Origin of the sequence: Pseudomonas fluorescens (assembly GCF_902498195.1) — a bacterium.
Lineage (GTDB): Bacteria > Pseudomonadota > Gammaproteobacteria > Pseudomonadales > Pseudomonadaceae > Aquipseudomonas > Aquipseudomonas fluorescens_BU.
In genome coordinates this window covers 194,100-217,477 of record NZ_CABVIY010000006.1, presented here as the reverse complement: position 1 = coordinate 217,477, position 23,378 = coordinate 194,100, and the positions used below count along the sequence as shown (strand labels likewise).

Here is a 23,378-nt window from a genome sequence, read left to right as displayed (position 1 = left end):
CCGCTTTCGCGAGCAAGCCCGCTCCCACATTGGTTTTGCTCCTACAGAGGTTCAGCGTTCAGGGACGGCCGATATCGGCGAACTTCGCCTGGGTATGTTCAGCCAGCACAGCGGGTGCCAACTCGACTTCAAGGCCGCGTCGCCCCGCACTGACAAATACGTTGGCAAAAGGCTGGGCGGAATTATCGATAAAGGTGCGCAAACGCTTTTTTTGCCCCAGCGGGCTGATCCCGCCCAACAGATAGCCTGTCGAACGCTGAGCCGCCGCCGGATCGGCCATTTCAACCTTTTTCACCCCGGCCGCGTGAGCCAGGGCCTTCAAGTCCAGGGTTCCGCCAACCGGTACCACGGCCACCAGCAACTCGCCTTTTTCACTGGCCGCCAGCAAGGTCTTGAACACCTGCGCCGGGTCCAGTCCGAGCTTCTCAGCCGCTTCCAATCCATAGGACGCCGCCTTCGGGTCATGCTCGTAGCTGTGTACTCGGTGTTCGGCGCGAACCTTTTTCAGCAAATCCAATGCGGGTGTCATGACAACTCCAGACCTGGCGGCAGTAGAAAAATACTGCGCCGGATTCTAGGGCATTGATCCGCAAAAGGCTCTCATGTTGCAGGCTGCTTAGGGTGGGATCTTTCACTTTCGACCTTTGACAGCCCCGTTTCCGGTCTATATTTTTCGTTTATGAATTTTAACGAACCCAACAGCTGACACTGACGGCAACCCCTCATTTCTTGATACCGTTGGCGCATGACTACGCCTACAGGATCACGCGCCAGCCCTCACCCCCTTATTACGTCCAAGGCAATCGACATGACCGACACTCAGAATAAGAACTACATCATTGCCCTCGACCAGGGTACGACCAGCTCGCGCGCAATCATCTTCGACCGTGACGCCAACGTGGTCTGCACCGCCCAGCGCGAATTCGCCCAGCATTACCCGCAGGCCGGCTGGGTCGAACATGACCCGATGGAAATCTTCGCCACCCAGAGCGCCGTGATGGTCGAGGCCCTGGCGCAAGCCGGCCTGCATCACGACCAGGTCGCGGCCATCGGCATCACCAACCAGCGTGAAACCACGGTGGTCTGGGACAAGAACACCGGCCGTCCGATCTACAACGCCATCGTCTGGCAATGCCGGCGCAGCACCGAGATCTGCCAGCAGCTCAAACGCGACGGCCACGAGCAGTACATCAGCGAGACCACCGGCCTGGTGACCGACCCTTACTTCTCCGGCACCAAGCTCAAGTGGATCCTCGACAACGTTGAAGGCAGCCGCGAACGCGCGCGCAACGGCGAGCTGCTGTTCGGCACCGTCGACAGCTGGCTGATCTGGAAATTTACCGGCGGCAAGGTGCACGTCACCGACTACACCAACGCCTCGCGCACGATGCTCTTCAACATCCACACCCTGGAGTGGGACGCGAAGATGCTGGAGCTGCTGGATATCCCGCGGGAAATGCTGCCGCAAGTGAAAGCCTCCTCGGAAATCTACGGCCGCACCAAAAGCGGCATTGCCATTGGCGGGATCGCCGGTGACCAACAAGCGGCGCTGTTCGGCCAGATGTGCGTGGAGGCCGGCCAGGCTAAAAACACCTACGGCACCGGCTGCTTCCTGCTGATGAACACCGGCAACAAAGCCGTCAAGTCCAATCACGGCATGCTCACCACCATTGCCTGCGGCCCTCGCGGCGAAGTGGCCTACGCGCTGGAAGGTGCGGTCTTCAACGGCGGCTCCACCGTGCAGTGGTTGCGCGACGAGCTGAAAATCATCAACGACGCCCACGACACCGAGTATTTTGCCAACAAGGTCAAGGACAGCAACGGCGTGTACCTGGTACCGGCCTTCACCGGCCTCGGCGCGCCGTACTGGGACCCGTATGCCCGTGGCGCGCTGTTCGGCCTGACCCGTGGCGTACGCGTGGACCACATCATCCGTGCTGCGCTGGAGTCGATTGCCTACCAGACTCGCGACGTGCTCGACGCCATGCAACAGGACGCCGGCGAACGCCTCAAGGCCCTGCGCGTGGATGGTGGCGCGGTAGCGAACAACTTTCTCATGCAGTTCCAGGCCGACATCCTCGGCACTCAGGTCGAGCGCCCGCAGATGCGCGAAACCACGGCACTGGGCGCGGCCTACCTGGCGGGCCTGGCCTGTGGGTTCTGGGGCAGCCTGGAAGAGTTGCGCGGCAAGGCGGTGATCGAGCGCAAATTCGAACCGACGCTGGACGAAGCGGCGAAGGAAAAACTCTACGCCGGCTGGAAAAAAGCCGTCAGCCGCACCCGCGATTGGGAGCCACAGGAAGGGGCTGAATAAGCCGGCACCCAAGGCTCGTATCTGTATGTAACTGGCAGGGAGCAGATTCCTCCGGCATCATGGGCAAATTTTGCACGGCAGCCCAAAGGACGCCCCATGAATCTGCCTCCCCGTCAGCAGCAAATCCTCGAACTGGTCCGCGAGCGCGGCTACGTCAGTATCGAGGAAATGGCCACGCTGTTCGTTGTTACCCCGCAGACCATCCGCCGCGATATCAATCAGCTGGCGGAAGCCAATTTGCTGCGTCGTTACCATGGCGGCGCGGCTTACGATTCCAGTGTCGAGAACACCGCCTACGCCATGCGCGCCGATCAGATGCGCGATGAAAAGCAGCGTATCGGCGAAGCCATTGCGGCGCAGATCCCGGATCACGCCTCGCTGTTCATCAACATCGGCACCACCACCGAATCCATCGCCCGTGCCCTGCTCAACCACAGTCACCTGAAGATCATCACCAACAACCTGCACGTGGCGTCGATGCTCAGCGCCAAGGACGATTTCGATGTGCTGCTGACGGGCGGCAACGTGCGGCGTGACGGTGGCGTGGTGGGTCAGGCCAGTGTCGATTTCATCAACCAGTTCAAGGTCGACTTCGCCCTGGTCGGCATCAGCGGCATCGATGAAGACGGCAGCCTGCTGGATTTCGATTATCAGGAAGTGCGGGTGTCCCAGGCGATCATCGCCAACGCCCGCCAAGTGATCCTCGCCGCCGACTCCAGCAAGTTCGGGCGCAACGCCATGATTCGCCTGGGGCCGATCAGCCTGGTCGATTGCCTGGTGACCGATCAGCAGCCATCGCCTGCGCTGGCGCAGTTGCTCAATCAGCATAAGGTCCGACTGGAAGTCGTTTAAGCACACCCTTCTGCGGCGCCTGTATTGGCGCTTTCGCGAGCAAGCCCGCTCCCACAGGAATTGAGGCGGTCACACATTTTGTGTACGCCATCGTTACTGTGGGAGCGGGCTTGCCCGCGAAGGCGTCAGCTCAGACAGCATCCCCCCAGCGCCCTACCGCGCATTAAATGTTCGAATATTTTCCTTTCACGCCTCTTCGATCAGTTTTTTCAATCGAAGTCAGCTGGCTGCGCGCGTCTTTATGGGCTAGTATTTTCGCAAATGAACATTAATGTTCGAATTCAAATACAGAAAATCAAAGAATTCCGAGGCCTTAGCCGATGCCCACCTCTTCCTTGCCTACGCCCCCTCTCGCCGAGGTCTACGACATTGCCGTCATCGGTGGCGGCATCAATGGCGTGGGGATCGCAGCAGATGCCGCCGGTCGCGGCCTCTCGGTGTTCCTTTGCGAAAAGGACGACCTGGCCAGCCACACCTCGTCGGCCAGCAGCAAGCTGATCCACGGCGGCCTGCGCTATCTCGAACATTACGAATTCCGCCTGGTGCGAGAAGCCCTGGCCGAACGCGAAGTGTTGCTCACCAAGGCACCGCACATCGTCAAGCAAATGCGCTTTGTGCTGCCGCATCGCCCGCACCTGCGCCCGGCCTGGATGATTCGCGCCGGTCTGTTTCTGTACGACAACCTCGGCAAGCGGGAACAACTCAAAGGTTCGAAAAGCCTGAGGTTCGGGCCCGACAGCGCCCTGAAAAGCGAAATCACCAAAGGCTTCGAATACTCCGACTGCTGGGTCGACGATGCGCGCCTGGTGGTCTTGAACGCCATGGCCGCCCGGGAAAAAGGCGCCCACGTCCACACCCAGACCCGCTGCGTCAGCGCGCGTCGCACCAAGGGCTTGTGGCACCTGCACCTGGAACGCGCCGATGGCAGCCTGCTTTCGATCCGCGCCAAGGCACTGGTGAACGCGGCGGGTCCGTGGGTCGCCAAGTTCATTCGCGACGATCTGAAAATGGAATCGCCGTACGGCATCCGCCTGATCCAGGGCAGCCACCTGATCGTGCCGAAATTGTACGAAGGCGAACACGCGCACATTCTGCAAAACGAAGATCAGCGCATCGTGTTCACCATTCCGTACCTGAACCACTTCACCCTGATCGGCACGACGGATCGCGAGTACACCGGCGACCCGGCGAAGGTGGCGATCACTGAAGGCGAAACCGATTACCTGCTGAACGTGGTCAACGCCCACTTCAAGAAACAGATCAGCCGCGACGACATCCTGCACAGCTACTCCGGTGTGCGTCCGTTGTGCAACGACGAATCGGACAACCCGTCGGCCGTCACCCGCGACTACACCCTGGCGCTGTCGGGCAGCAACGAAGAAGCACCGCTGCTGTCCGTGTTCGGTGGCAAGCTGACCACCTACCGCAAGCTGGCCGAATCGGCGCTGGCGCAGCTGGCGCCCTATTTCCAGCACATCCAGCCGAGCTGGACGGCCAATGAAACCCTGCCGGGTGGCGAGGACATGACCACCCCGCAAGCGTTGAGCTCGCTGATCCGCGACAAGTTCGACTGGGTTCCCACCGAGATTTCACGCCGCTGGGCCACCACCTACGGCAGCCGCACCTGGCGCATGCTCGAAGGCGTGCAAGACTTGAACGATCTGGGCGAACACATCGGCGGCGGGCTTTACACCCGCGAAGTCGATTACCTGTGCCGCGAAGAGTGGGCCACCACCGCCCACGACATCCTGTGGCGGCGCAGCAAGCTGGGCTTGTTCACCACCGCCGCGGAACAGGACAAGCTCCAGGATTACCTGAACAGTGTCGAGCAGAACCGCAGCAAGATCGAAGCGGCCTGATCAACGACCTGAAAAACGAAAGCCCCTAAATCTCACGATTCAGGGGCTTTTTCACGCAGATCGATACTGTAGGAGCTGCCGCAGGCTGGGATCTTTTGATCTTGCTATTAAACGATTAAAAGATCGCAGCCTCGTTGCACTCGGCAGCTCCTACTGGGGCACTATCACTGCGCTCAGTCACGCAGATCCGATTCATGAATGGGCTGGTCACGATGGGTCGCCCGCTGATACTGCGCCGGCCAGGTGGCTTTGCGTCCGCCCAGGTCGTCGTCCGCATGCAGCGGCCAATAGGGATCGCGCAACAGTTCGCGAGCCAGGAAAATGATGTCCGCCTGACAGGTGCGCAGAATGTGCTCGGCCTGCGCCGGTTCGGTAATCATGCCGACGGTGCCGGTAGCGATTTCCGCTTCCTTGCGCACCCGCTCGGCGAAGCGCGTCTGGTAGCCGGGCCCTGTCGGAATTTCCGCGTTGACCGCCGTACCGCCCGACGAGACATCAATCAGGTCCACGCCAAGGGCCTTGAGGCGTCGCGCCAGTTCGACGGTCTCGTCGGGGTTCCAGCCGTCCTCCACCCAGTCAGTGGCCGAGACCCGGACAAACAGCGGCAATTCTTCAGGCCACACTGCCCGCACCGCCTCGGTGACCTGCAACACCAGGCGAATGCGGTTTTCGAATGAGCCACCGTACAGATCCCGGCGCTGATTACTCAGGGGCGACAGAAACTGGTGCAGCAGATAACCGTGCGCAGCATGCACTTCCACGACTTTGAAGCCGGCGGACAGCGCGCGTTTGGCTGCTTCGACGAACGCCTGAATGATTTCGTCGATTTCGCGCTCGTCGAGCTGTTTGGGTTTGGTGTGTTCTGGATCGAAGGCAATCGGTGACGGCCCCACCGGAAGCCAGCCGCCGTCATCGACCTTGACGCTGCCATGCTTGCCGAGCCACGGCCGATACGTGCTGGCCTTCCGTCCGGCATGGGCCAGCTGGATGCCAGCCACGCCGCCCTGAGCGGTGATGAAACGGGTGATGCGTTGCAAGGGTTCGATCTGCTCATCGTTCCACAAACCAAGGTCCTGCGGGGTAATGCGCCCGTCGGCGGTGACCGCCGTGGCTTCGGTAAACACCAGCCCCGCCCCGCCGATGGCGCGGCTGCCGAGGTGGACCAGATGCCAGTCATTGGCCAGGCCATCGACGCTGGAATACTGGCACATCGGCGATACCGCGATGCGGTTGAGCAAGGTCAGTTGGCGAAGGGTATAGGGTTCAAGCAGCAGACTCATGGGGCACCTCTCGAATCAGTGGTCCGGCTCCAGGGTTCTGTTTGAAAGTCGACGAGTGACAGGAAAAAGTACGGCACCCGCCCCCGCGGGCAAAGAAATTCGACAAGACGTCACAAGGAAAATCAAGCAGTGCTTAGAGCCTAGTCGACATCGGGGGACAGTGGAGGGTTCAAGAAAAGATCGCAGCCTCCGGCAGCTCCTGCAGGTGAACGTCGATCCCTGTAGGAGCTGCCGAAGGCTGCGATCTTTTGATGTTCAGCGCGGTTCGATGTGGGCAATCATCAGCTGGACGGTCTCATTGCCGCGAAACTCGTTAACGTCCAGCTTGTAAGCCAGTTCCACCCATTTGATGGTCGGATTGGGCCAGATGTCACGATCGATGCCAAAGGCAATGCCATCGAGTTTCACCGAGCCACACTCGCTCTTGAGCACCACTTTGAGGTGCCGTTCGCCGACCACACGCTGTTCGACCAGTTGAAACACCCCGTGGAACAGCGGCTCCGGGAAGTGCTGGCCCCAGGGGCCGGCGTGGCGCAGCGCGCGGGCCAGTTCCAGGTGAAACTCCTCGACCGCCAGGGTGCCGTCCGACAGCAGGCGCCCGGTCAGGTCTTCTTCACGCAATTGCCGGCGCACTTCGGCATCGAAGGCTTCGGCAAACAGCGGGAAATTCGCTTCCGGCAAGGTCAGGCCGGCCGCCATGGCATGGCCACCGTACTTGGTGATCAGGTTCGGATGCTGGGCCGCCACCACGCTCAGGGCATCGCGAATATGAAAGCCCTGGACCGAACGGCCCGAGCCCTTGAGCAAACCGTCCCCGGCATCGGCAAAGGCGATGGTCGGACGGAAATACCGCTCTTTCATACGCGACGCCAGGATACCGATGACACCCTGGTGCCATTCGGGATCGAACAGGCACAAACCGAACGGCATCGACTCCACCGGCAGGTCCTTGAGCTGCGCCAGCGCCTCACGCTGCATGCCCTGCTCGATGGATTTGCGGTCCTGGTTCATGCCATCCAGTTGCGCGGCCATTTCCCGGGCCAGCCCCACGTCCTCGGTCAGCAGGCATTCGATGCCCAGGCTCATGTCATCCAGACGCCCCGCTGCATTCAGGCGCGGGCCGACAATGAACCCCAGGTCGGTCGAGGTGATGCGCGCGTGGTCGCGCTTGGCCACTTCGAGAATCGCCTTGATTCCCGGCCGGGCACGTCCGGCACGAATCCGCTCCAGGCCCTGATGCACCAGAATCCGGTTGTTGGCATCCAGCGGCACCACGTCGGCGACGCTGCCCAGGGCCACCAGGTCCAGCAGCTCGCCGATGTTCGGCTGCGGGCGGGTTTCGTACCAGCCCAGGCTGCGCAAACGCGCGCGCAAGGCCATCAGCACATAGAAAATCACCCCGACACCGGCCAGCGCCTTGCTCGGGAAGCCGCAACCCGGCTGGTTGGGGTTGACGATGGCATCGGCCAGCGGCAGTTCATCGCCGGGCAAGTGGTGATCGGTGACCAATACGTTGAGCCCGGCTTTTTTCGCCGCCGCCACGCCTTCGACGCTGGAAATGCCGTTGTCCACGGTGATCAGCAACTGGGGCTGGCGTTCGAGCGCCACTGCGACAATTTCCGGGGTCAGGCCGTAGCCGTAGTCGAACCGGTTGGGCACCAGGTAGTCGACATGCGCCGCGCCCAGCAGGCGCAAACCCAGGGTACCAACGGTGCTGGCCGTCGCACCGTCGGCGTCGAAATCGCCGACGATCAAAATCCGCTGGCGCTGCTCCAGCGCCGTCACCAGCAAATCCACCGCGGCTTCGATGCCCTTGAGCTGCTGGAACGGAATCAACCGCGCCAGGCTCTTGTCCAGCTCCGCTTCGGACTGCACGCCCCGCGCCGCGTACAGGCGGGTCAACAGGGGTGGAATATCACCGAGGAATGGCAGGGTATCGGGCAGCAGGCGAGGTTCGATGCGCATGGGGCGACAGGGGCTTCTCTTGAATACGTAGGATAAATCCGGATGACGCGGTCCAGCGGCGATTGATCAGCCGCGTTCGCCGGCCAGCCACTGCAACTGGACTTCGTGCTGACCACGGTCGTCGGTGACGAAAATCGTCCCTTCGCTGATCATCACGTCCCACTTGATTACGCGCGGCATGTCTTTGGCCAGGGTTTCCAGGACTTCCTGGGGCACCGCGGCGATGTTGACGTTTTTCAGGTTTTTCACCGCCGGCACCACTTTGCCTTCCCACACGCGCAAGCTGCCATAGGCCAGCAGGCTGGTGCGTTCGGTGCGGCGCGAACACCAGGTCAGGCGCTCGGCATCTGGCTGGCCGACTTCGATCCAGTGCAGGACACGGTCATCCAGGCTTTTTTCCCACAACGCGGGCTCATCCACTTCTGACAGACCACGGCCAAAGGACAGCTGCTCGTTGTACCAGAGGGCGTAGGCCAAAAGACGCACGGTCATGCGCTCTTCGGTTTCCGAAGGGTGACGGGCGATGGTCTGCTTGACGCTCTCGTAGACGCTGCGGTCGAGGTCGGTCAGGTTCAGTTCAAACTTGTAGGTCGTGGACGGCTGGGCCATGAACGGGCTTCTTGATACGGGGAAAGGCGGCAAGTCTAACCGATGCGACAGGCAATCATCGAATTGATGGCGATCTACCGTGAGCGCCTGACAGTCGGCTATGTTAAAAGTCTGTATTCACCAAGCCTATTGTCCTACAGGATCCCGTATGTCGTTCACCGCCAAACCGCTCGCAGGTCTGAAAGTCATTGAATTGGGCACCTTGATTGCCGGCCCGTTTGCCTCGCGCATCTGCGCCGAATTCGGTGCCGAGGTGATCAAGATCGAATCCCCGGACGGTGGCGATCCACTGCGCAAGTGGCGCAAGTTGTATGAGGGCACCTCGCTGTGGTGGTTTGTGCAGGCGCGCAATAAAAAGTCCCTGACCCTGAACCTGAAGCACCCGGACGGCCTGGCGATCCTGAAAAAACTGCTGAGCGAAGCGGACATCCTCATCGAGAACTTCCGCCCGGGCGTCCTGGAAAAACTCGGACTGGGCTGGGACGTCTTGCATGCCCTGAACCCGAAACTGGTGATGGTGCGGCTCTCGGGCTTCGGCCAGACCGGCCCGATGAAAGATCAACCGGGCTTTGGCGCTGTCGGTGAATCCATGGGCGGCCTGCGCTACATCACCGGTTTCGAAGACCGGCCACCGGTGCGCACCGGCGTTTCCATCGGCGACTCGATCGCTGCGCTCTGGGGTGTGATCGGCGCACTGATGGCGCTGCGTCACCGCGAGGTCAATGGCGGTCAGGGACAAGTGGTGGACGTGGCGCTGTATGAAGCGATCTTTGCCATGATGGAAAGCATGGTCCCTGAGTTCGACGTGTTCGGTTTCATCCGCGAACGCACTGGCAACATCATGCCCGGCATCACCCCCTCCTCGATTCACACCAGCGCCGATGGCAAACACGTGCAGATCGGCGCCAATGGCGATGCGATCTTCAAGCGTTTCATGCTGATCATTGGCCGCGAAGACCTGGCCAATGACCCGGTGCTTGCCAGCAATGACGGGCGTGACAGCCGTCGCGACGAGCTCTACGGGGTCATCGATCGCTGGGTCAATTCGCTGCCGCTCGACACGGTGCTGGAACAGCTGAATCAGGCCGATGTACCCGCCAGCCGGATCTTCAGCGCCGAAGACATGTTCAGTGATCCGCAGTACCTGGCCCGGGAAATGTTCCTGCAAGCCAAGCTGCCGGATGGCAAAGATTTCAAGATGCCGGGAATCGTGCCGAAACTCTCAGAGACACCCGGTGATTGTGAATGGGTCGGGCCGCAACTGGGCGAGCACAACGCACAGGTACTCCAGGAACTTGGCTATGACGCGTCGCAGATCACACAACTGCGCAAAGACGGAGCCATCTGAGCTGAAGCGCCGGATTGCGCGGTCCATCAAGCACTGCCTGCTGCACAGCGGGCGGGTGCTCTGCGCATTGCTGGGTCTGCTGCTGATCACCACGCTGGCGCCCACGGCGTTGGCGCAACCCAAGCAAACCCTGGTCTGGCTCAAGCGCGATTTACCACCGCTGTTCATTTTCGATGGGCCAAAAAAAGGCCAGGGGGTCATTGATCAGCTGTTGAGGACGCTGATCGCCGGCATGCCGCAGTACCAGCACAGCGTGATGAAGGTCAATCGCGCGCGCGGCTTGCAGATGCTCCATGAGTCATCCTTTACGTGCGATGCGGCGCTGAACTGGAGCAAGGAGCGCGAAACCTGGATCGCATTTTCCATTCCGGTCTTTCGCGCCATGAGCAACGGCCTGGCCGTACGACGTATCGATCGCGAGGTGCTGTCGCCTTTTATCAAGGACGGAGAAGTGGATCTCTCGGCCCTGTTGGCCCCCGGCAACGTCACGCTGGGAATTGTTGCCGAGCGCAACTATGGCGATTTCCTCGACACGCTGCTCAAACAGGCTCCGCCCAAGGCCCTGACGCTCCACTACGGCAACGACGCCTTGGGCAGCCTGCTGCAAATGCAACGCTTGGGACGCTTGCAGTTACTGCTGGGCTATCGCCCGGAAATCCGCTACCAGGCCCAGCAGCACGGCATCGCCGAGGACGAATTGCAGTTCTACCCGATTCGCGGCACCGGCAAGTACCTGTCCGGCTACATCGGCTGTACGGATACCCCCCAAGGCCGGCAGGCGATCATTGAGATCAACCAACTGCTGCGCGCCCTGCCCCGCGACCACCTGAGCGAGGCTTACGCCGCGTGGCTCGACCCCGAAAGCCGCAGCGAATACCTGCAAGCCGCCAAGGCGTTTTTCGAGCAGCAAGCCGGGCAATGACAAATTCCAGGCAAAAGAAACCCCGAGAAGTGGGGAGACGACTCGGGGTTAAACGTGGCCTGTGAAAAAGCCAGTAGCAGCAAGCTACAAGCACCGGAGCACAATGCTTGATCCTGCTGTTAAATGCTCTGACTGACGCAGGTGCAGGAAGGTTCCCACAAAAGGCAATTCAATTTCTGCTGGCCAGCAGCTTGTCTTGAGCGGCATTGCGCAACGCCGCGATCACACAGGGTTCCAGGCGGCCTTCCGCGATCAGCAGGTCGCGATGCAAACCATCTACCACATCGGTCAGCGAACGCTTGTCGGTCAACTGCGCCTGGTTGAACTCGCGATCCACCACGACCCTGCCGTTCATGTTCTTCAATGTCACCCGGCATTCGCCCTGAAGGCCTGACGGGGTCAATGTCACCTGGTACGGGCTCAGAGCCTCACCGAGCAAGAGACTGATACTTTCCATCTCGATCACCACTCAATAGTCCGAAAACGAAGTGCCTGGGGCATGTCTACAGTAAATGACCGCTGGCCCGAGAAGAAAGTTCTGAATGTTGCGTCTCTGGTTGAGAGAGCATGCATGGCAAAGATGACAGGGAAAAAACAGAGGGGTCGCGTTTGTCGGGAGGGAGAAGCGCGCCCCCAACCTGTAGGAGCGAGCATGCTCGCGAAGAACGCCAGGACAACGCCCTAATTCAGACTGGGCGCGTTATCGTTGACGTCCATCGCGAGCATGCTCGCTCCTACAGTGGAGACGTTCGCTAATTACAGCGGCTTGCCGCGATTGCCATGCTGGCTGACGAAGGCCTGAACGGCTTTCAGGTCGTTCGGCAACACGGTGCAACGCTCGTCTCGCTCGAACAGATCGGAAAGATGGACAGGCAGCTCAAGGGCTTTGCCTACACCGGCTTTTTCCACGGCATCCGGGAACTTGACCGGATGGGCCGTGCCGAGGATCACCATCGGAATATCCAGGCTGCGGCGACATTCGCGTGCGGCCTTGACGCCGATGGCGGTGTGCGGGTCCAGCACTTCGCCGGTCTGCTCGTAGACTTCGGCGATGGTTTCGCAGGTTTGCGCATCATCCACGGCCAGCGAGTCGAACAGTTTGCGTGCTTCGGTCCAGCGCTCCTGCTCGACGCTGAAGCCGCCGCCCTGCTTGAAACTGTCCATCAGCCCGGCAATCGCCGCGCCATTGCGACCGTGCAGGTCGAACAGCAGGCGTTCGAAGTTCGACGACACCATGATGTCCATGGACGGCGACAGGGTGGCGTGCAGGGTTTCCTTGACGTACTGATTGCCACTCATGAAGCGGTGCAGGATGTCATTGCGGTTGGTCGCGACGATCAACTGGTTGATCGGCAGGCCCATGTTGCGCGCCAGGTAACCGGCGAAGATATCGCCGAAGTTGCCGGTCGGCACCGAGAACGACACCGAACGCGCCGGGCCACCCAGCTGCAGGGCTGCGTGGAAGTAGTAAACGATCTGGGCCATGATCCGCGCCCAGTTGATCGAGTTCACCGCCACCAGGCGCGTGCCCTTGAGGAAACCCTGGTCGGCGAAGCTCGCCTTGACCATTTCCTGGCAGTCATCGAAGTTGCCTTCGATGGCGATGTTGTGGATGTTCTCACCGAAAATGGTGGTCATCTGCCGACGCTGCACTTCGGACACACGGTTGTGCGGGTGCAGGATGAAGATGTCGACGTTTTCGCAGTGCTTGCAGCCTTCGATGGCGGCCGAACCGGTGTCGCCCGAGGTGGCACCGACGATCACCACGCGCTCGCCGCGCTTTTCCAGCACGTAGTCGAGCAGGCGGCCGAGCAGTTGCAGGGCGAAGTCCTTGAACGCCAGGGTCGGGCCGTGGAACAGTTCCAGGATCCATTCGTTGCCGTTCAGCTGACGCAGCGGCGCCACGGCACTATGGGCGAACACGCCGTAGGTTTCTTCAAGGATCTTTTTGAAATCGGCGTCCGGAATGCTGCCGGTAACGAACGGGCGCATGACCCGGAAAGCCAGCTCGTGATACGGCAGGCCGGCCCAGGAAGCGATTTCTTCCTGGGTGAAACGTGGCAGGTTTTCCGGGACGTACAGACCGCCGTCGGTCGCGAGACCGGCCAGCAGGACGTCTTCGAAGTTCAGGGCCGGTGCCTGGCCGCGGGTGCTGATATAACGCATGACTGGCTCCAATAGACAGAGTTCGCAAACCCGGGCCAGCGCGCTGGCCCGGTGAACGATAACGGCTTAGTTCAGGTGCTCGACACGGATCCGTACGACCGGACCGACCACACCCGCCAGGGCTTCCAGGGCAGCGATCGCATCGTTGATGCTCTGCTCCAGCACGCGGTGGGTCAGCAGGATCATTGGCACCAGGCCGTCGTGTTCCTCGACTTCCTTCTGCATGATCGACTCGATGTTGATGCCACGCTCCGACAGGATGCTCGCCACCTGGGCCAGTACGCCCGGGTGATCCTTGGCCTGGATGCGCAGGTAGTAGGCGCTTTCGCAGGCTTCGATCGGCAGGATCGGGTGAGCCGACAACGAATCCGGCTGGAAGGCCAGGTGCGGCACGCGGTTTTCCGGGTCGGAGGTCATGGCGCGAACCACGTCCACCAGGTCGGCGATCACCGACGAAGCGGTCGGCTCCATGCCGGCACCGGCACCGTAGAACAGGGTCGAACCGGCGGCATCGCCATTGACCATCACGGCGTTCATCACGCCGTTGACGTTGGCGATCAGGCGATCGGCCGGAATCAGCGTCGGGTGAACGCGCAGCTCGATGCCGGACGCGGTGCTGCGCGCCACGCCCAGGTGCTTGATGCGATAGCCCAGCGCTTCGGCGTAGTTCACGTCAGCGGTGGTCAGCTTGGTGATGCCTTCGGTGTACGCCTTGTCGAACTGCAGCGGGATGCCGAACGCGATGGACGCCAGGATCGTCAGCTTGTGCGCCGCATCGATGCCTTCGACGTCGAAGGTTGGATCGGCTTCGGCATAACCCAGTGCCTGGGCTTCGGCCAGCACGTCTTCAAAGGTCCGGCCTTTCTCGCGCATTTCAGTGAGAATGAAGTTGCCGGTGCCGTTAATGATGCCGGCGACCCAGTTGATGCGGTTGGCGGACAGGCCTTCACGGATCGCCTTGATCACCGGGATGCCGCCGGCCACGGCCGCTTCGAACGCAACGATCACGCCCTTCTCGCGAGCCTTGGCGAAAATTTCATTGCCGTGAACAGCGATAAGCGCCTTGTTCGCGGTGACCACATGCTTGCCATTCTCGATGGCCTTGAGTACCAGCTCGCGGGCAACGGTGTAGCCGCCCATCAGCTCTATGACGATGTCGATCTCAGGGTTCGTGGCCACTTCGAAGACATCGTTGGTAATCGCAATACCGGTCGTTTGGAACTGAGGCTTTGGCGTGCGCATGGCAATTTGTGCCACTTCGATTCCACGCCCGGCACGACGAGCAATTTCCTCGGCGTTGCGCTGAAGTACGTTGAAGGTACCGCCACCGACGGTCCCTAACCCACAGATGCCTACTTTGACCGGTTTCACTGTGAACTCCCCATAAAACGGCCGACTCAAGGCCGGCCGTAAAAACAGCCGCATGCTCGCGGCTCTCTATTAATGGCCCGACGATGTCGCTGCCGGACCATGACCGTCAAGGCTTGCCCTGACGATGCGAATTTACTTCGCGCCCAGCGCCAGTTTGGCGACTTGTGGCGCAGGCTGGTAGCCCGGAATGACCTGACCGTCAGCCAAAACGATGGCCGGTGTACCGTTCACGCCAATCGACTGGCCGAGGGCAAACTGTTTGGACACCGGGTTATCGCACTGGGCGGCCTTGATTTCCTTGCCGTCGACCATCTTGTCCATGGCCGCTTTCTTGTCCTTGGAGCACCAGACGGCCTGCAGCTGCTCGTCACCTGGCGAACCCAGGCCCTGGCGCGGGAACGCCACATAACGCACTTCGATGCCGCGCTTGTTCAGCTCGGGCACTTCGGCATGCAGCTTGTGGCAGTACGGGCAGGTGGTGTCGGTGAAGACGGTGATGTGCGACTTGGTTTCACCGATGGCCGGGTACACCACGGTTTCAGCGACAGGAATATCGTTGACCAGTTTGGAAATACCCAGGCGTTCGGTCTTCTCGGTCAGATTGACCGGCTTGCCGTCCTTGAGCTGGAACATGTAGCCCTGGACCACGTACTGGCCGTCGGCGCTGGCGTACAGCACACGGCTGCCCTTGAGCTTGACTTCATAGAGGCCCGGCAGCGGGCTGGCGGTGATGGTTTCTACCGGCACTTCGAGCTGGAGGTTTTCCAGGCTCTTACGGATGGCTTTGTCGGCCGCGTCATCGGCGACGGCAAAGGTGCTGACCAACGCAATGGCGGCGGCGGCGAAAATCTGGGTCAGACGCATGAGAACTCCTGAAGGCGGACAAATGGGACGATCAGAACGCCAGTACCGAAACACCGGGTCATAACCGCCCATCGTGCAAACCGGCAAAGCCTACCACATAAGGCTCGCGGGGCCGAATGCCGGTGATACAAGGCACCGATGAGCGCTTGTTCTGTGGGAGCGGGCTTGCTCGCGAATGCAGTGTGTCAGTCGACACTCACTTTGACTGATACACCGCATTCGCGAGCAAGCCCGCCCCCTCCTGGGCCGAGGTCAGCCGCGCGGGTGGTGTTTGGCGTGCAGGTCCTGCAAGCGCGCACGGGCGACATGGGTGTAGATCTGGGTGGTCGACAAGTCGCTATGGCCAAGCAGCATTTGCACCACCCGAAGATCCGCACCGTGGTTGAGCAGGTGCGTGGCGAAGGCATGGCGCAAGGTGTGCGGCGACAGCGACTTGCCGATGCCCGCCACCTTGGCCTGATGCTTGATCCGGTGCCAGAACGTCTGGCGGGTCATCTGCTCGCCGCGCTGGCTGGGGAACAGTACATCGCTGGGACGCCCGCCGAGCAGCTCGCCACGCCCATCACGCAGGTAACGCTCGACCCAGACGATTGCCTCCTCGCCCATCGGCACCAGTCGTTCCTTGCTGCCCTTGCCCATCACCCGCAGCACGCCCTGGCGCAGGTTGACCTGCTCCAGCGTCAGACTGATCAACTCCGTCACGCGCAGGCCGCAGGCGTACAGGACCTCAAGCATGGCCCGGTCGCGCTGGCCAATCGCCTCGCTTAAATCGGGCGCCGCCAGCAAAGCCTCGACATCCGCTTCCGACAAGGATTTGGGCAACGGCCTGCCGAGCTGCGGCATGTCGACGCGAAGGGTTGGATCGACGGCGATCAGCTTTTCCCGCAACAAATAGCGATAGAAGCCTCGCACGCCAGAGAGAAATCGCGCGGTGGAACGCGGTTTGTAGTTTTGCTCGACCCGCCAGGCCAGGTGATCGAGGATCAACTCGCGACCCGCATTGACCAGCTCCAGGCCCTTTTCCTGCACCCAGCCGTTGAACAGTGCAAGGTCGCTGCGATAGGCATCGCGGGTGTTATCGGAAAGACCTTTTTCCAGCCACAGGGCATCGAGGAATTGGTCTATCAAAGGGTGATCGATGGCAGGCATGGGCACTCAAGAGACGCAGCCTTGTCACTGCGCAGTAAAAATCAAAATGGACGGTAGAAACGACCGCTAGTCTTTCATAGCCCGTTAATTCAAGGAACAGGGAACGGCCATGAGCGAAGAGCAGATTTTATTGGCGTTTGGCGGTATTGGCGCGGCGGCGCTCGGTTGCCAATGGCTGGCCTGGCGATTGAAGCTGCCGGCGATTCTGTTTCTGCTGTTAACCGGCATTCTGGTCGGCCCCGTTTTGCACTGGCTCGATCCGCAGGAAATGTTCGGCCCCTTGCTGATGCCGCTCGTGTCTCTGGCGGTAGCGCTGATCCTGTTCGAGGGCAGCTTGACGCTGCATCTGTCGGAATGGCGCGAGATCGGCAGCGTTGTGCGTCGCCTGGTGACACTCGGCGCCCTCGCGACCTGGGTAGTCATCGCCCTGGCCACTCACTGGCTGCTGGGGTTCGACTGGATGCTGGCGGCCCTGTTCGGCAGCTTGACGCTGGTGACCGGACCGACCGTCATTGTGCCCATGCTGCGCGTCGTACGCCCGAAAGCATCGATTGCCAGCATCCTGCGCTGGGAAGGCATTGTCATCGACCCGATCGGCGCATTGCTGGCGGTGGTGGTCTACAGCTTCATCATCGCCAATGCCGAGGGCGACGGCCTGACGCAAAGCCTGCTGACCTTTGGCGGGGTGATTCTGTGCGGCTGCCTGTTCGGCGTGGTCGGTGGCTGGGTATTGGGCTCGATCATCCGGCGGCATTGGTTGCCGGAGTACCTGCACAACCTGGCGTCCCTGGCCGCGGTACTGAGTATTTTCATTGCCGCCAATCAAGTCATGAATGAATCCGGCCTGCTGGCGGTGACGCTCATGGGCATGTGGCTGGCCAACATGAAGGGCGTGGACGTGCGACATATCCTGCACTTCAAGGAGAACCTCAGCGTCCTGCTGATTTCCGGGCTGTTCATATTGCTCGCCGCGCGGCTGGACCTGAATGCCTTGATCGCCCTCGGGGCGCCGGTGTTGATGCTGCTGCTGATCATTCAATTCATTGCCCGCCCCTTGAACGTGTTGCTCTGTACGGCGGGCTCCAGCCTGGGCTGGCGCGAGCGGACATTGCTGGCATGGATCGCCCCGCGCGGCATTGTCGCGGCTGCTGTGTCGGCCGTATTCGCCATCCGGCTGGACGAAGTCGGCCACCAAGGCGCCCTGCTCCTGGTGCCGCTGACGTTTGCGGTAATCATTGGCACCGTGGTGTTGCAAAGTGCCACCGCACGCCCACTGGCGCGCCTGCTGAAAGTGGCAGAGCCGGCACCGAGCGGCTTCCTGGTCGTTGGCGCCAACGGTCCCGCACGCACCTTGGGAAAAGCCCTGCAACAACTGGGCTGCCGTGTCCTGCTCACCGACTCCAGCTGGGAAAACATCCGTGCGGCCCGAATGGACGGCCTACCGACTTACTTCGGTAATCCAGCCTCACAACATGCCGATGCGCACTTGGACCTGGTGGGGCTTGGGCATTTGCTGGCACTGTCACCGTCAGGGGAAATGAATACCTTGGCCTTGATGCGTTTTCGTCACGATTTCGGCCATCAGCGGATGTTCGGCCTGGCCAGCGGCCTGGAAAGCCGCCGCTCCGACAAACACCGGACCAGCCTGGAACATCGCGCCAATCAACTCGGCAGCGAGGCACTGACCTACGGCAAACTGGCCAGTCAACTGAGCCAGGGCGCCGAGTTGTACAGCACGACGCTGAAGGAAGGTTTCTGCTGGGACGATTACCGGGCGCTGCACGGGGCTCGCGCGACGTTGTTGTTCATGCGCGATAACAGTGGCTGGGTGCATGTGGTGACGCCAGACAGCGCGTTCAAGCCTTCGGCGGGCTGGACGTTGCTGGCGTTGATCCAGCCTGAAGTCACCGGCGCCTGAAATATCGCTTCGCGAGCAGGCTCGCTCCCACAGGGAACTGTCTTCCACTGCGGGAGCGAGCCTGCTCGCGAAAGCCACGACGCGGAGTCTGGAACAAATCACAGGCAACAAAAAAGCAGCCCGTAGGCTGCTTTTTTCTGCATCGGAAGCTGGACTTAAGCCAGTTTTTCCTTGATGCGAGCTGCTTTACCAGACAGGTCACGCAGGTAGTACAGCTTGGCTTTACGTACGTCACCGCGACGTTTAACGGCCATGCTGTCGATTTGCGGGCTGTAGGTCTGGAAAGTACGTTCTACGCCAACACCGTTGGAGATTTTACGAACGGTGAATGCACTGTTTACGCCGCGGTTACGCTTGGCGATAACAACACCTTCGAACGCTTGCAGACGCGAACGGTCGCCTTCCTTCACTTTCACCTGAACGACAATGGTGTCGCCCGGGGCAAAGGTAGGGATCTCTTTGGTCATCTGCTCTGCTTCGAGTGCAAGGATGATTTTGTTAGTCATGCTGTGCTCCTAAGGTAAATCGTCGGATCTACCATCGATACGTTGTTAACTATCGTCCCGCTCGCGGATGTATTCCTCGAGCAGCTTCTTCTCTTCTCCAGAAAGCGAGCGGCTTTCCAGAAGATCGACGCGTCGTTCAAAGGTCCGACCAAGGGACTGCTTTAGACGCCAACGCCGGATGTGCGCGTGATTGCCACTTAGCAATACGTCGGGAACACGCTGATCCGCATACACCTCCGGTCGGGTGTAGTGCGGGCAATCCAGCAAACCATCCGTAAAGGAATCTTCCTCGGCGGAGTCCGCATGCCCTAAAGCTCCAGGCAGCAGTCGTGTAACCGCATCGATCAGGACCATCGCCGGCAGCTCGCCGCCAGACAGTACATAGTCGCCAATCGACCACTCTTCATCGACATGAGCCTCAATAAAGCGCTCGTCAATGCCTTCATAGCGGCCGGCAATCAGGATCAATGCATCCAGATTCGCCAACTCGCGCACCGCCGACTGAGTCAGTTGACGGCCTTGGGGCGACAGGTAAATCACCTTCGCGCCCTCCCCGGCGACAGCCTTGGCCTGAACCAGAGCATCTTCCAGGGGCTTGATCTTCATCACCATGCCCGGACCACCGCCAAATGGGCGATCATCCACAGTGTGATGTCGATCCGTCGTGTAGTCTCGCGGATTCCAACAGGTGAGCTGCAAGAGCCCCTGTTTCACCGCCCGACTGGTGATGCCGTACTCGCTGATGGCGGAGAACATCTCGGGAAACAAACTGATCACTTCTACGCGCAAGTTAGCCACGCTTAGAAGTCCGCGTCCCAATCCACCTTCATCTCGCCCGCGGCCAGGTCGACGGCCAACACGCATTGCTCCGTATAGGGCAACAGGCGTTCGCGATCATCCAGGCTGCCAGCGCAAGGCTTGACCACCATTACATCATTCGAGCCGGTCTCCAGCAGGTGATCGATCTTCCCGAACAGTTGCCCGAGGGTGTCGATGACCTTGAGACCTTCCAGCTGGTACCAGTAGTACTCGCCGTCGGTCAGTTCAGGAAACAGGTTGCGCGGCACGCAGATCTCATAACCGGCCAGAAGACGCGCTTCTTCACGATCATCGAGACCCTTGAGCTTTGCGACCAGGAACTTGTCGTTCCCGCGTCCGCTGACCAGCTCTACCTGCTTTACATTGCCGTCACGCTTGAGCGTCCAGGTTTTGTAATCCAGCAGGTTCTTAATCGGATCAGTAAAGGAATACACCTTCACTTCGCCGCGAACGCCGTGAACAGAATAAATCTTGCCGATAACGATCAAATCATCAGCAACAGCTGGCGTCGCGTTCATATTGCTCAGGCCGCAGCCTTAGCAGATTCCTTCAACAACTGAGCAACGCGCTCAGAAGGTTGTGCACCAACGCTCAGCCAGTAGGCTACGCGCTCTTGGTTCACGGACAGACGGACTTCTTGACCACGAGCAACCGGGTTGAAGAAACCAACCTGTTCCTTGTGCGAACCGTCGCGCGGGTTGCGGCTGTCGGTTACGGTCAAGTGGTAAAACGGGCGCTTTTTGGAGCCGCCAAGGGCAAGACGGATTGTTAGCATGTGAACATCGTTCCTGTAGTCGGTGCTGCAAATCTAAAGGCACAGCGGGCATGGGTGCCCGAAAGGCCGCATATTCTAAGGAATATCCGGACTTTTGCAAATGACTTTTTCCGGCGGCCTATCGGACGCCATGCAGATTTGCTATAGAGCCGTCGATGAAAACGGCCGGTCAGCTCCCGCCAAGTGCGGGTTTGCTGGAGATCCCACTTCCATGTGGGCTGCGCAAGAGCAAGCCCTTGCGCGAATTCTTTAGATTTTCGGCATGCCGCCGCCGGGCAACATTCCGCCCATGCCGCGCATCATCTTGGCCATTCCGCCCTTGGCGGAGAATTTCTTCATCATCTTCTGCATCTGCTTGTGCTGCTTGATCAAGCGACCGATGTCCTGCACCTGGGTGCCGGAACCCATGGCGATACGACGCTTGCGCGAACCGCTGATCATCTCAGGGTCACGACGCTCGGCCGGGGTCATGGAGTTGATGATGGCTTCCATCTGCTTGAACTGCTTCTCTGCCGCACCCTGGGCATTGCCCATCTGCGCCAGGTTCACACCGCCCATGTTGGGCAGTTTGTCCATGAGGCCGCCGAGACCGCCCATGTTCTTCATCTGTTGCAGCTGATCGCGGAAGTCTTCGAGATCGAAGCCCTTGCCCTTCTTCAGCTTCTTGGCCAGCTTGTCGGCCTTGTCCTTGTCGAGGGTCGCTTCAGCCTGTTCGATCAGGCTGAGCACGTCGCCCATGCCGAGGATGCGCGAAGCGATACGCTCGGGGTGGAACGGGTCGAGCGCTTCGCTCTTCTCGCCCATACCGATGAACTTGATCGGCTTGCCGGTAATGGCGCGCACCGACAGGGCTGCACCGCCACGGGCATCGCCGTCGACCTTGGTCAGGATCACACCGGTCAGCGGCAGCGCATCGCCGAAGGCCTTGGCCGTGTTGGCGGCGTCCTGGCCGGTCATGGCGTCGACCACGAACAGGGTTTCCACCGGGTTGATCGCGGCATGCAAGGCCTTGATCTCGCCCATCATCTCTTCATCGATGTGCAGGCGACCGGCGGTATCGACGATGACCACGTCGATGAATTTGAGTTTCGCTTCCTTAATAGCCGCTTGCGCAATCTCGACCGGCTTCTGGCTCAGGTCGGACGGGAAGAAGGTAACGCCCACTTCACCCGCGAGCATTTCCAGCTGCTTGATCGCCGCCGGACGGTAGACGTCCGCGGACACGACCATGACCGACTTCTTCTTGCGCTCCTTGAGGAAGCGCGCGAGCTTGCCGGCGGTGGTGGTTTTACCGGCGCCCTGCAAACCGGCCATCAGAATGACAGCAGGCGGAACGGCGCTCAGGTTCAGGTCTTCGTTGGCCGCACCCATCAGGCTTTCGAGTTCGGCCTGGACGATTTTCACGAAGGCCTGGCCTGGCGTCAGGCTGCGCGACACTTCGGTGCCGACGGCGCGTTCCTTGACCGAATTGACGAAGTCCTTCACCACCGGCAAGGCGACGTCGGCTTCGAGCAACGCCATGCGCACTTCGCGCAGGGTGTCTTTGATGTTGTCCTCGGTCAGCTTCGCCTTGCCGGTGACATGGCGCAGCGTCTGCGAGAGACGGTCGGTTAAGTTTTCAAACATTGCGCGATCCTTTCAGGCCCTGTGTAGACCGGGAAAATGGCGGCCCGGACCGGACTAAAGATGTGCTCGGCGAGCCTGCGGCGTGGGCAGGTCGCGGATTATAGCGAAGACTGCGCCTGGCGGACACCTCGCCGTCAGCTTGTCTGGTCTTTCGTGCCGCGTGGGTTCTATGCCAAACTCAGCGCCTTTCGGGCTTGCCTAACAGGACTTATGCTCCCCTTGTCACCCAGTTTGCTTACCAGCCTCGCCGCCGCCTGCTTATATGCCGCTGCGACCCTCTATCAGGGCACCCGCCTGGCCACCTGCGCCAAGGCCAACAAGCGCCTGCTGGTCACGCTCGGCGTCCTCGCCGTGCTGGCCCACGGCGCCAGCCTGCTCACTCACCTGCTGACCCCGATCGGCCTGGCGCTGGATTTTTTCAGCGCCTCGAGCCTGATCGCCGCCGCCGTCATCGCCCTGACCCTGCTGGCCTGTTCGCGGATCCCGGTGGAGAACCTGCTGGTGCTGCTGTTTCCGCTGGGCGCCATCACTGTGTTGCTGGCGCAGTTCGCACCGGCCGGCACGGTGCAGGTGATCGACGAGGAGCCGGGCATCCTCGCCCATATCCTGCTGTCGATCCTGGCCTACGGCATGTTCACCATTGCGGTGTTCCAGGCGTTGTTGCTGCTGGTCCAGGACCATCAGCTCAAGCACAAGCACCCGTCCGGGCTGATCAAGAATTTCCCGCCCCTGCAAACCATGGAAAGCCTGCTGTTCGGTTTCCTCTGGGCCGGCTGGACCCTGTTGTCGATGTCGCTGATCTCCGGCTGGCTGTTCGTCGACAACCTGTTCGCCCAGCACCTGGTGCACAAGACCTTGCTGGCCTGCCTGGCCTGGATCGTCTTCAGCGTATTGCTCTGGGGCCGCAACCGTCTTGGCTGGCGCGGACACAAAGCCATTCGCTGGACCCTCGCCGGTTTCTGCCTGCTGATGCTGGCGTATTTCGGCAGCAAGCTGGTCCGTGAATACATTCTGCACATCTGACGGGCGGCATTA

The 23,378-nt window shown here is 60.6% G+C and carries 21 protein-coding genes; 7 read left to right on the top strand and 14 right to left on the bottom strand.

The features are described 5' to 3' along the window. Positions 1-58 precede the first annotated feature (58 nt). A complete protein-coding gene (ybaK, locus tag F8N66_RS22410; protein ID WP_150772254.1) occupies positions 59-529 on the bottom strand; it encodes a Cys-tRNA(Pro) deacylase in 471 nt (156 codons plus the stop codon). A 279-nt stretch (positions 530-808) separates the two neighbouring features. On the opposite strand from ybaK, the gene glpK reads away from it, so the two are divergent. The 3 genes from glpK (at position 809) to glpD (ending at position 5,025) form a co-directional block, all read left to right on the top strand. Then, positions 809-2,314: a glycerol kinase GlpK gene (glpK, locus tag F8N66_RS22405; protein ID WP_150772253.1), complete on the top strand. Its 1,506-nt coding sequence runs from the start codon at positions 809-811 to the stop codon at positions 2,312-2,314. Positions 2,315-2,410: 96 nt separating this feature from the next. Further along, the gene (locus F8N66_RS22400; protein ID WP_007971301.1) at positions 2,411-3,166 is read left to right on the top strand and encodes a DeoR/GlpR family transcriptional regulator; all 756 of its coding nucleotides are present in this window, start codon (positions 2,411-2,413) and stop codon (positions 3,164-3,166) included. A gap of 320 nt (positions 3,167-3,486) precedes the next feature. Further along, entirely contained in the window at positions 3,487-5,025 is a 1,539-nt protein-coding gene (gene glpD / locus F8N66_RS22395) for a glycerol-3-phosphate dehydrogenase (protein WP_150772252.1), read from the top strand. A gap of 173 nt (positions 5,026-5,198) precedes the next feature. Here the strand turns inward: glpD and F8N66_RS22390 are convergent, their stop codons facing one another. The 3 genes from F8N66_RS22390 to F8N66_RS22380 all read right to left on the bottom strand — a co-directional run bounded on the left by F8N66_RS22390 (position 5,199) and on the right by F8N66_RS22380 (position 8,879). Continuing rightward, complete coding sequence (locus F8N66_RS22390) at positions 5,199-6,305, bottom strand: NADH:flavin oxidoreductase/NADH oxidase (RefSeq protein ID WP_150772251.1); 1,107 nt, start codon at positions 6,303-6,305, stop codon at positions 5,199-5,201. A 255-nt stretch (positions 6,306-6,560) separates the two neighbouring features. Beyond that, a complete protein-coding gene (gene recJ / locus F8N66_RS22385) occupies positions 6,561-8,270 on the bottom strand; it encodes a single-stranded-DNA-specific exonuclease RecJ (RefSeq protein ID WP_150772250.1) in 1,710 nt (569 codons plus the stop codon). A 66-nt stretch (positions 8,271-8,336) separates the two neighbouring features. Next, positions 8,337-8,879, bottom strand: coding sequence for a YaeQ family protein (locus tag F8N66_RS22380; RefSeq protein ID WP_007971297.1), 543 nt, complete (start codon positions 8,877-8,879; stop codon positions 8,337-8,339). 148 nt (positions 8,880-9,027) lie between these two features. Here F8N66_RS22380 and F8N66_RS22375 point away from each other — a divergent pair, with 148 nt between their 5' ends. Beyond that, positions 9,028-10,227, top strand: coding sequence for a CaiB/BaiF CoA transferase family protein (locus F8N66_RS22375; RefSeq protein ID WP_150772249.1), 1,200 nt, complete (start codon positions 9,028-9,030; stop codon positions 10,225-10,227). After that, entirely contained in the window at positions 10,181-11,149 is a 969-nt protein-coding gene (locus tag F8N66_RS22370; RefSeq protein ID WP_150772248.1) for a TIGR02285 family protein, read from the top strand. Before F8N66_RS22375 ends, F8N66_RS22370 begins: the two co-directional genes overlap by 47 nt. Before the next feature lie 169 nt (positions 11,150-11,318). Here F8N66_RS22370 and F8N66_RS22365 read toward each other — a convergent pair whose 3' ends face one another. From F8N66_RS22365 to xerD, 5 genes are all read right to left on the bottom strand, one after another. Next, positions 11,319-11,606 carry a DUF3509 domain-containing protein gene (locus F8N66_RS22365; RefSeq protein WP_150772247.1) on the bottom strand — a complete coding sequence of 96 codons (288 nt, stop codon included), beginning with the start codon at positions 11,604-11,606 and terminating at the stop codon, positions 11,319-11,321. A gap of 299 nt (positions 11,607-11,905) precedes the next feature. Further along, the gene (gene thrC / locus F8N66_RS22360) at positions 11,906-13,315 is read right to left on the bottom strand and encodes a threonine synthase (RefSeq protein ID WP_150772246.1); all 1,410 of its coding nucleotides are present in this window, start codon (positions 13,313-13,315) and stop codon (positions 11,906-11,908) included. 66 nt (positions 13,316-13,381) lie between these two features. Then, complete coding sequence (locus F8N66_RS22355; RefSeq protein WP_150772245.1) at positions 13,382-14,686, bottom strand: homoserine dehydrogenase; 1,305 nt, start codon at positions 14,684-14,686, stop codon at positions 13,382-13,384. A 132-nt stretch (positions 14,687-14,818) separates the two neighbouring features. Continuing rightward, positions 14,819-15,550, bottom strand: a complete 732-nt coding sequence (gene dsbC, locus F8N66_RS22350; protein WP_150772244.1) for a bifunctional protein-disulfide isomerase/oxidoreductase DsbC — start codon at positions 15,548-15,550, stop codon at positions 14,819-14,821. Between the two features lie 252 nt (positions 15,551-15,802). Next, positions 15,803-16,699: a site-specific tyrosine recombinase XerD gene (gene xerD / locus F8N66_RS22345; protein WP_150772243.1), complete on the bottom strand. Its 897-nt coding sequence runs from the start codon at positions 16,697-16,699 to the stop codon at positions 15,803-15,805. 109 nt (positions 16,700-16,808) lie between these two features. Between xerD and F8N66_RS22340 the strand changes: the two genes are divergently transcribed. After that, the gene (locus F8N66_RS22340) at positions 16,809-18,617 is read left to right on the top strand and encodes a cation:proton antiporter (protein ID WP_150772242.1); all 1,809 of its coding nucleotides are present in this window, start codon (positions 16,809-16,811) and stop codon (positions 18,615-18,617) included. Between the two features lie 155 nt (positions 18,618-18,772). Here the strand turns inward: F8N66_RS22340 and rplS are convergent, their stop codons facing one another. From rplS to ffh, 5 genes are all read right to left on the bottom strand, one after another. After that, the gene (gene rplS / locus F8N66_RS22335) at positions 18,773-19,123 is read right to left on the bottom strand and encodes a 50S ribosomal protein L19 (RefSeq protein WP_003175895.1); all 351 of its coding nucleotides are present in this window, start codon (positions 19,121-19,123) and stop codon (positions 18,773-18,775) included. 45 nt (positions 19,124-19,168) lie between these two features. Continuing rightward, positions 19,169-19,921 carry a tRNA (guanosine(37)-N1)-methyltransferase TrmD gene (gene trmD, locus F8N66_RS22330; RefSeq protein ID WP_150772241.1) on the bottom strand — a complete coding sequence of 251 codons (753 nt, stop codon included), beginning with the start codon at positions 19,919-19,921 and terminating at the stop codon, positions 19,169-19,171. A 2-nt stretch (positions 19,922-19,923) separates the two neighbouring features. After that, entirely contained in the window at positions 19,924-20,460 is a 537-nt protein-coding gene (rimM, locus tag F8N66_RS22325; protein ID WP_007972729.1) for a ribosome maturation factor RimM, read from the bottom strand. 5 nt (positions 20,461-20,465) lie between these two features. Then, positions 20,466-20,717, bottom strand: a complete 252-nt coding sequence (gene rpsP / locus F8N66_RS22320; RefSeq protein ID WP_003198088.1) for a 30S ribosomal protein S16 — start codon at positions 20,715-20,717, stop codon at positions 20,466-20,468. A 249-nt stretch (positions 20,718-20,966) separates the two neighbouring features. Next, positions 20,967-22,343, bottom strand: coding sequence for a signal recognition particle protein (gene ffh / locus F8N66_RS22315; RefSeq protein WP_046041990.1), 1,377 nt, complete (start codon positions 22,341-22,343; stop codon positions 20,967-20,969). A gap of 210 nt (positions 22,344-22,553) precedes the next feature. Between ffh and F8N66_RS22310 the strand changes: the two genes are divergently transcribed. Continuing rightward, complete coding sequence (locus F8N66_RS22310; RefSeq protein ID WP_150772240.1) at positions 22,554-23,366, top strand: inner membrane protein YpjD; 813 nt, start codon at positions 22,554-22,556, stop codon at positions 23,364-23,366. The last annotated feature ends 12 nt before the right edge of the window (positions 23,367-23,378 follow it).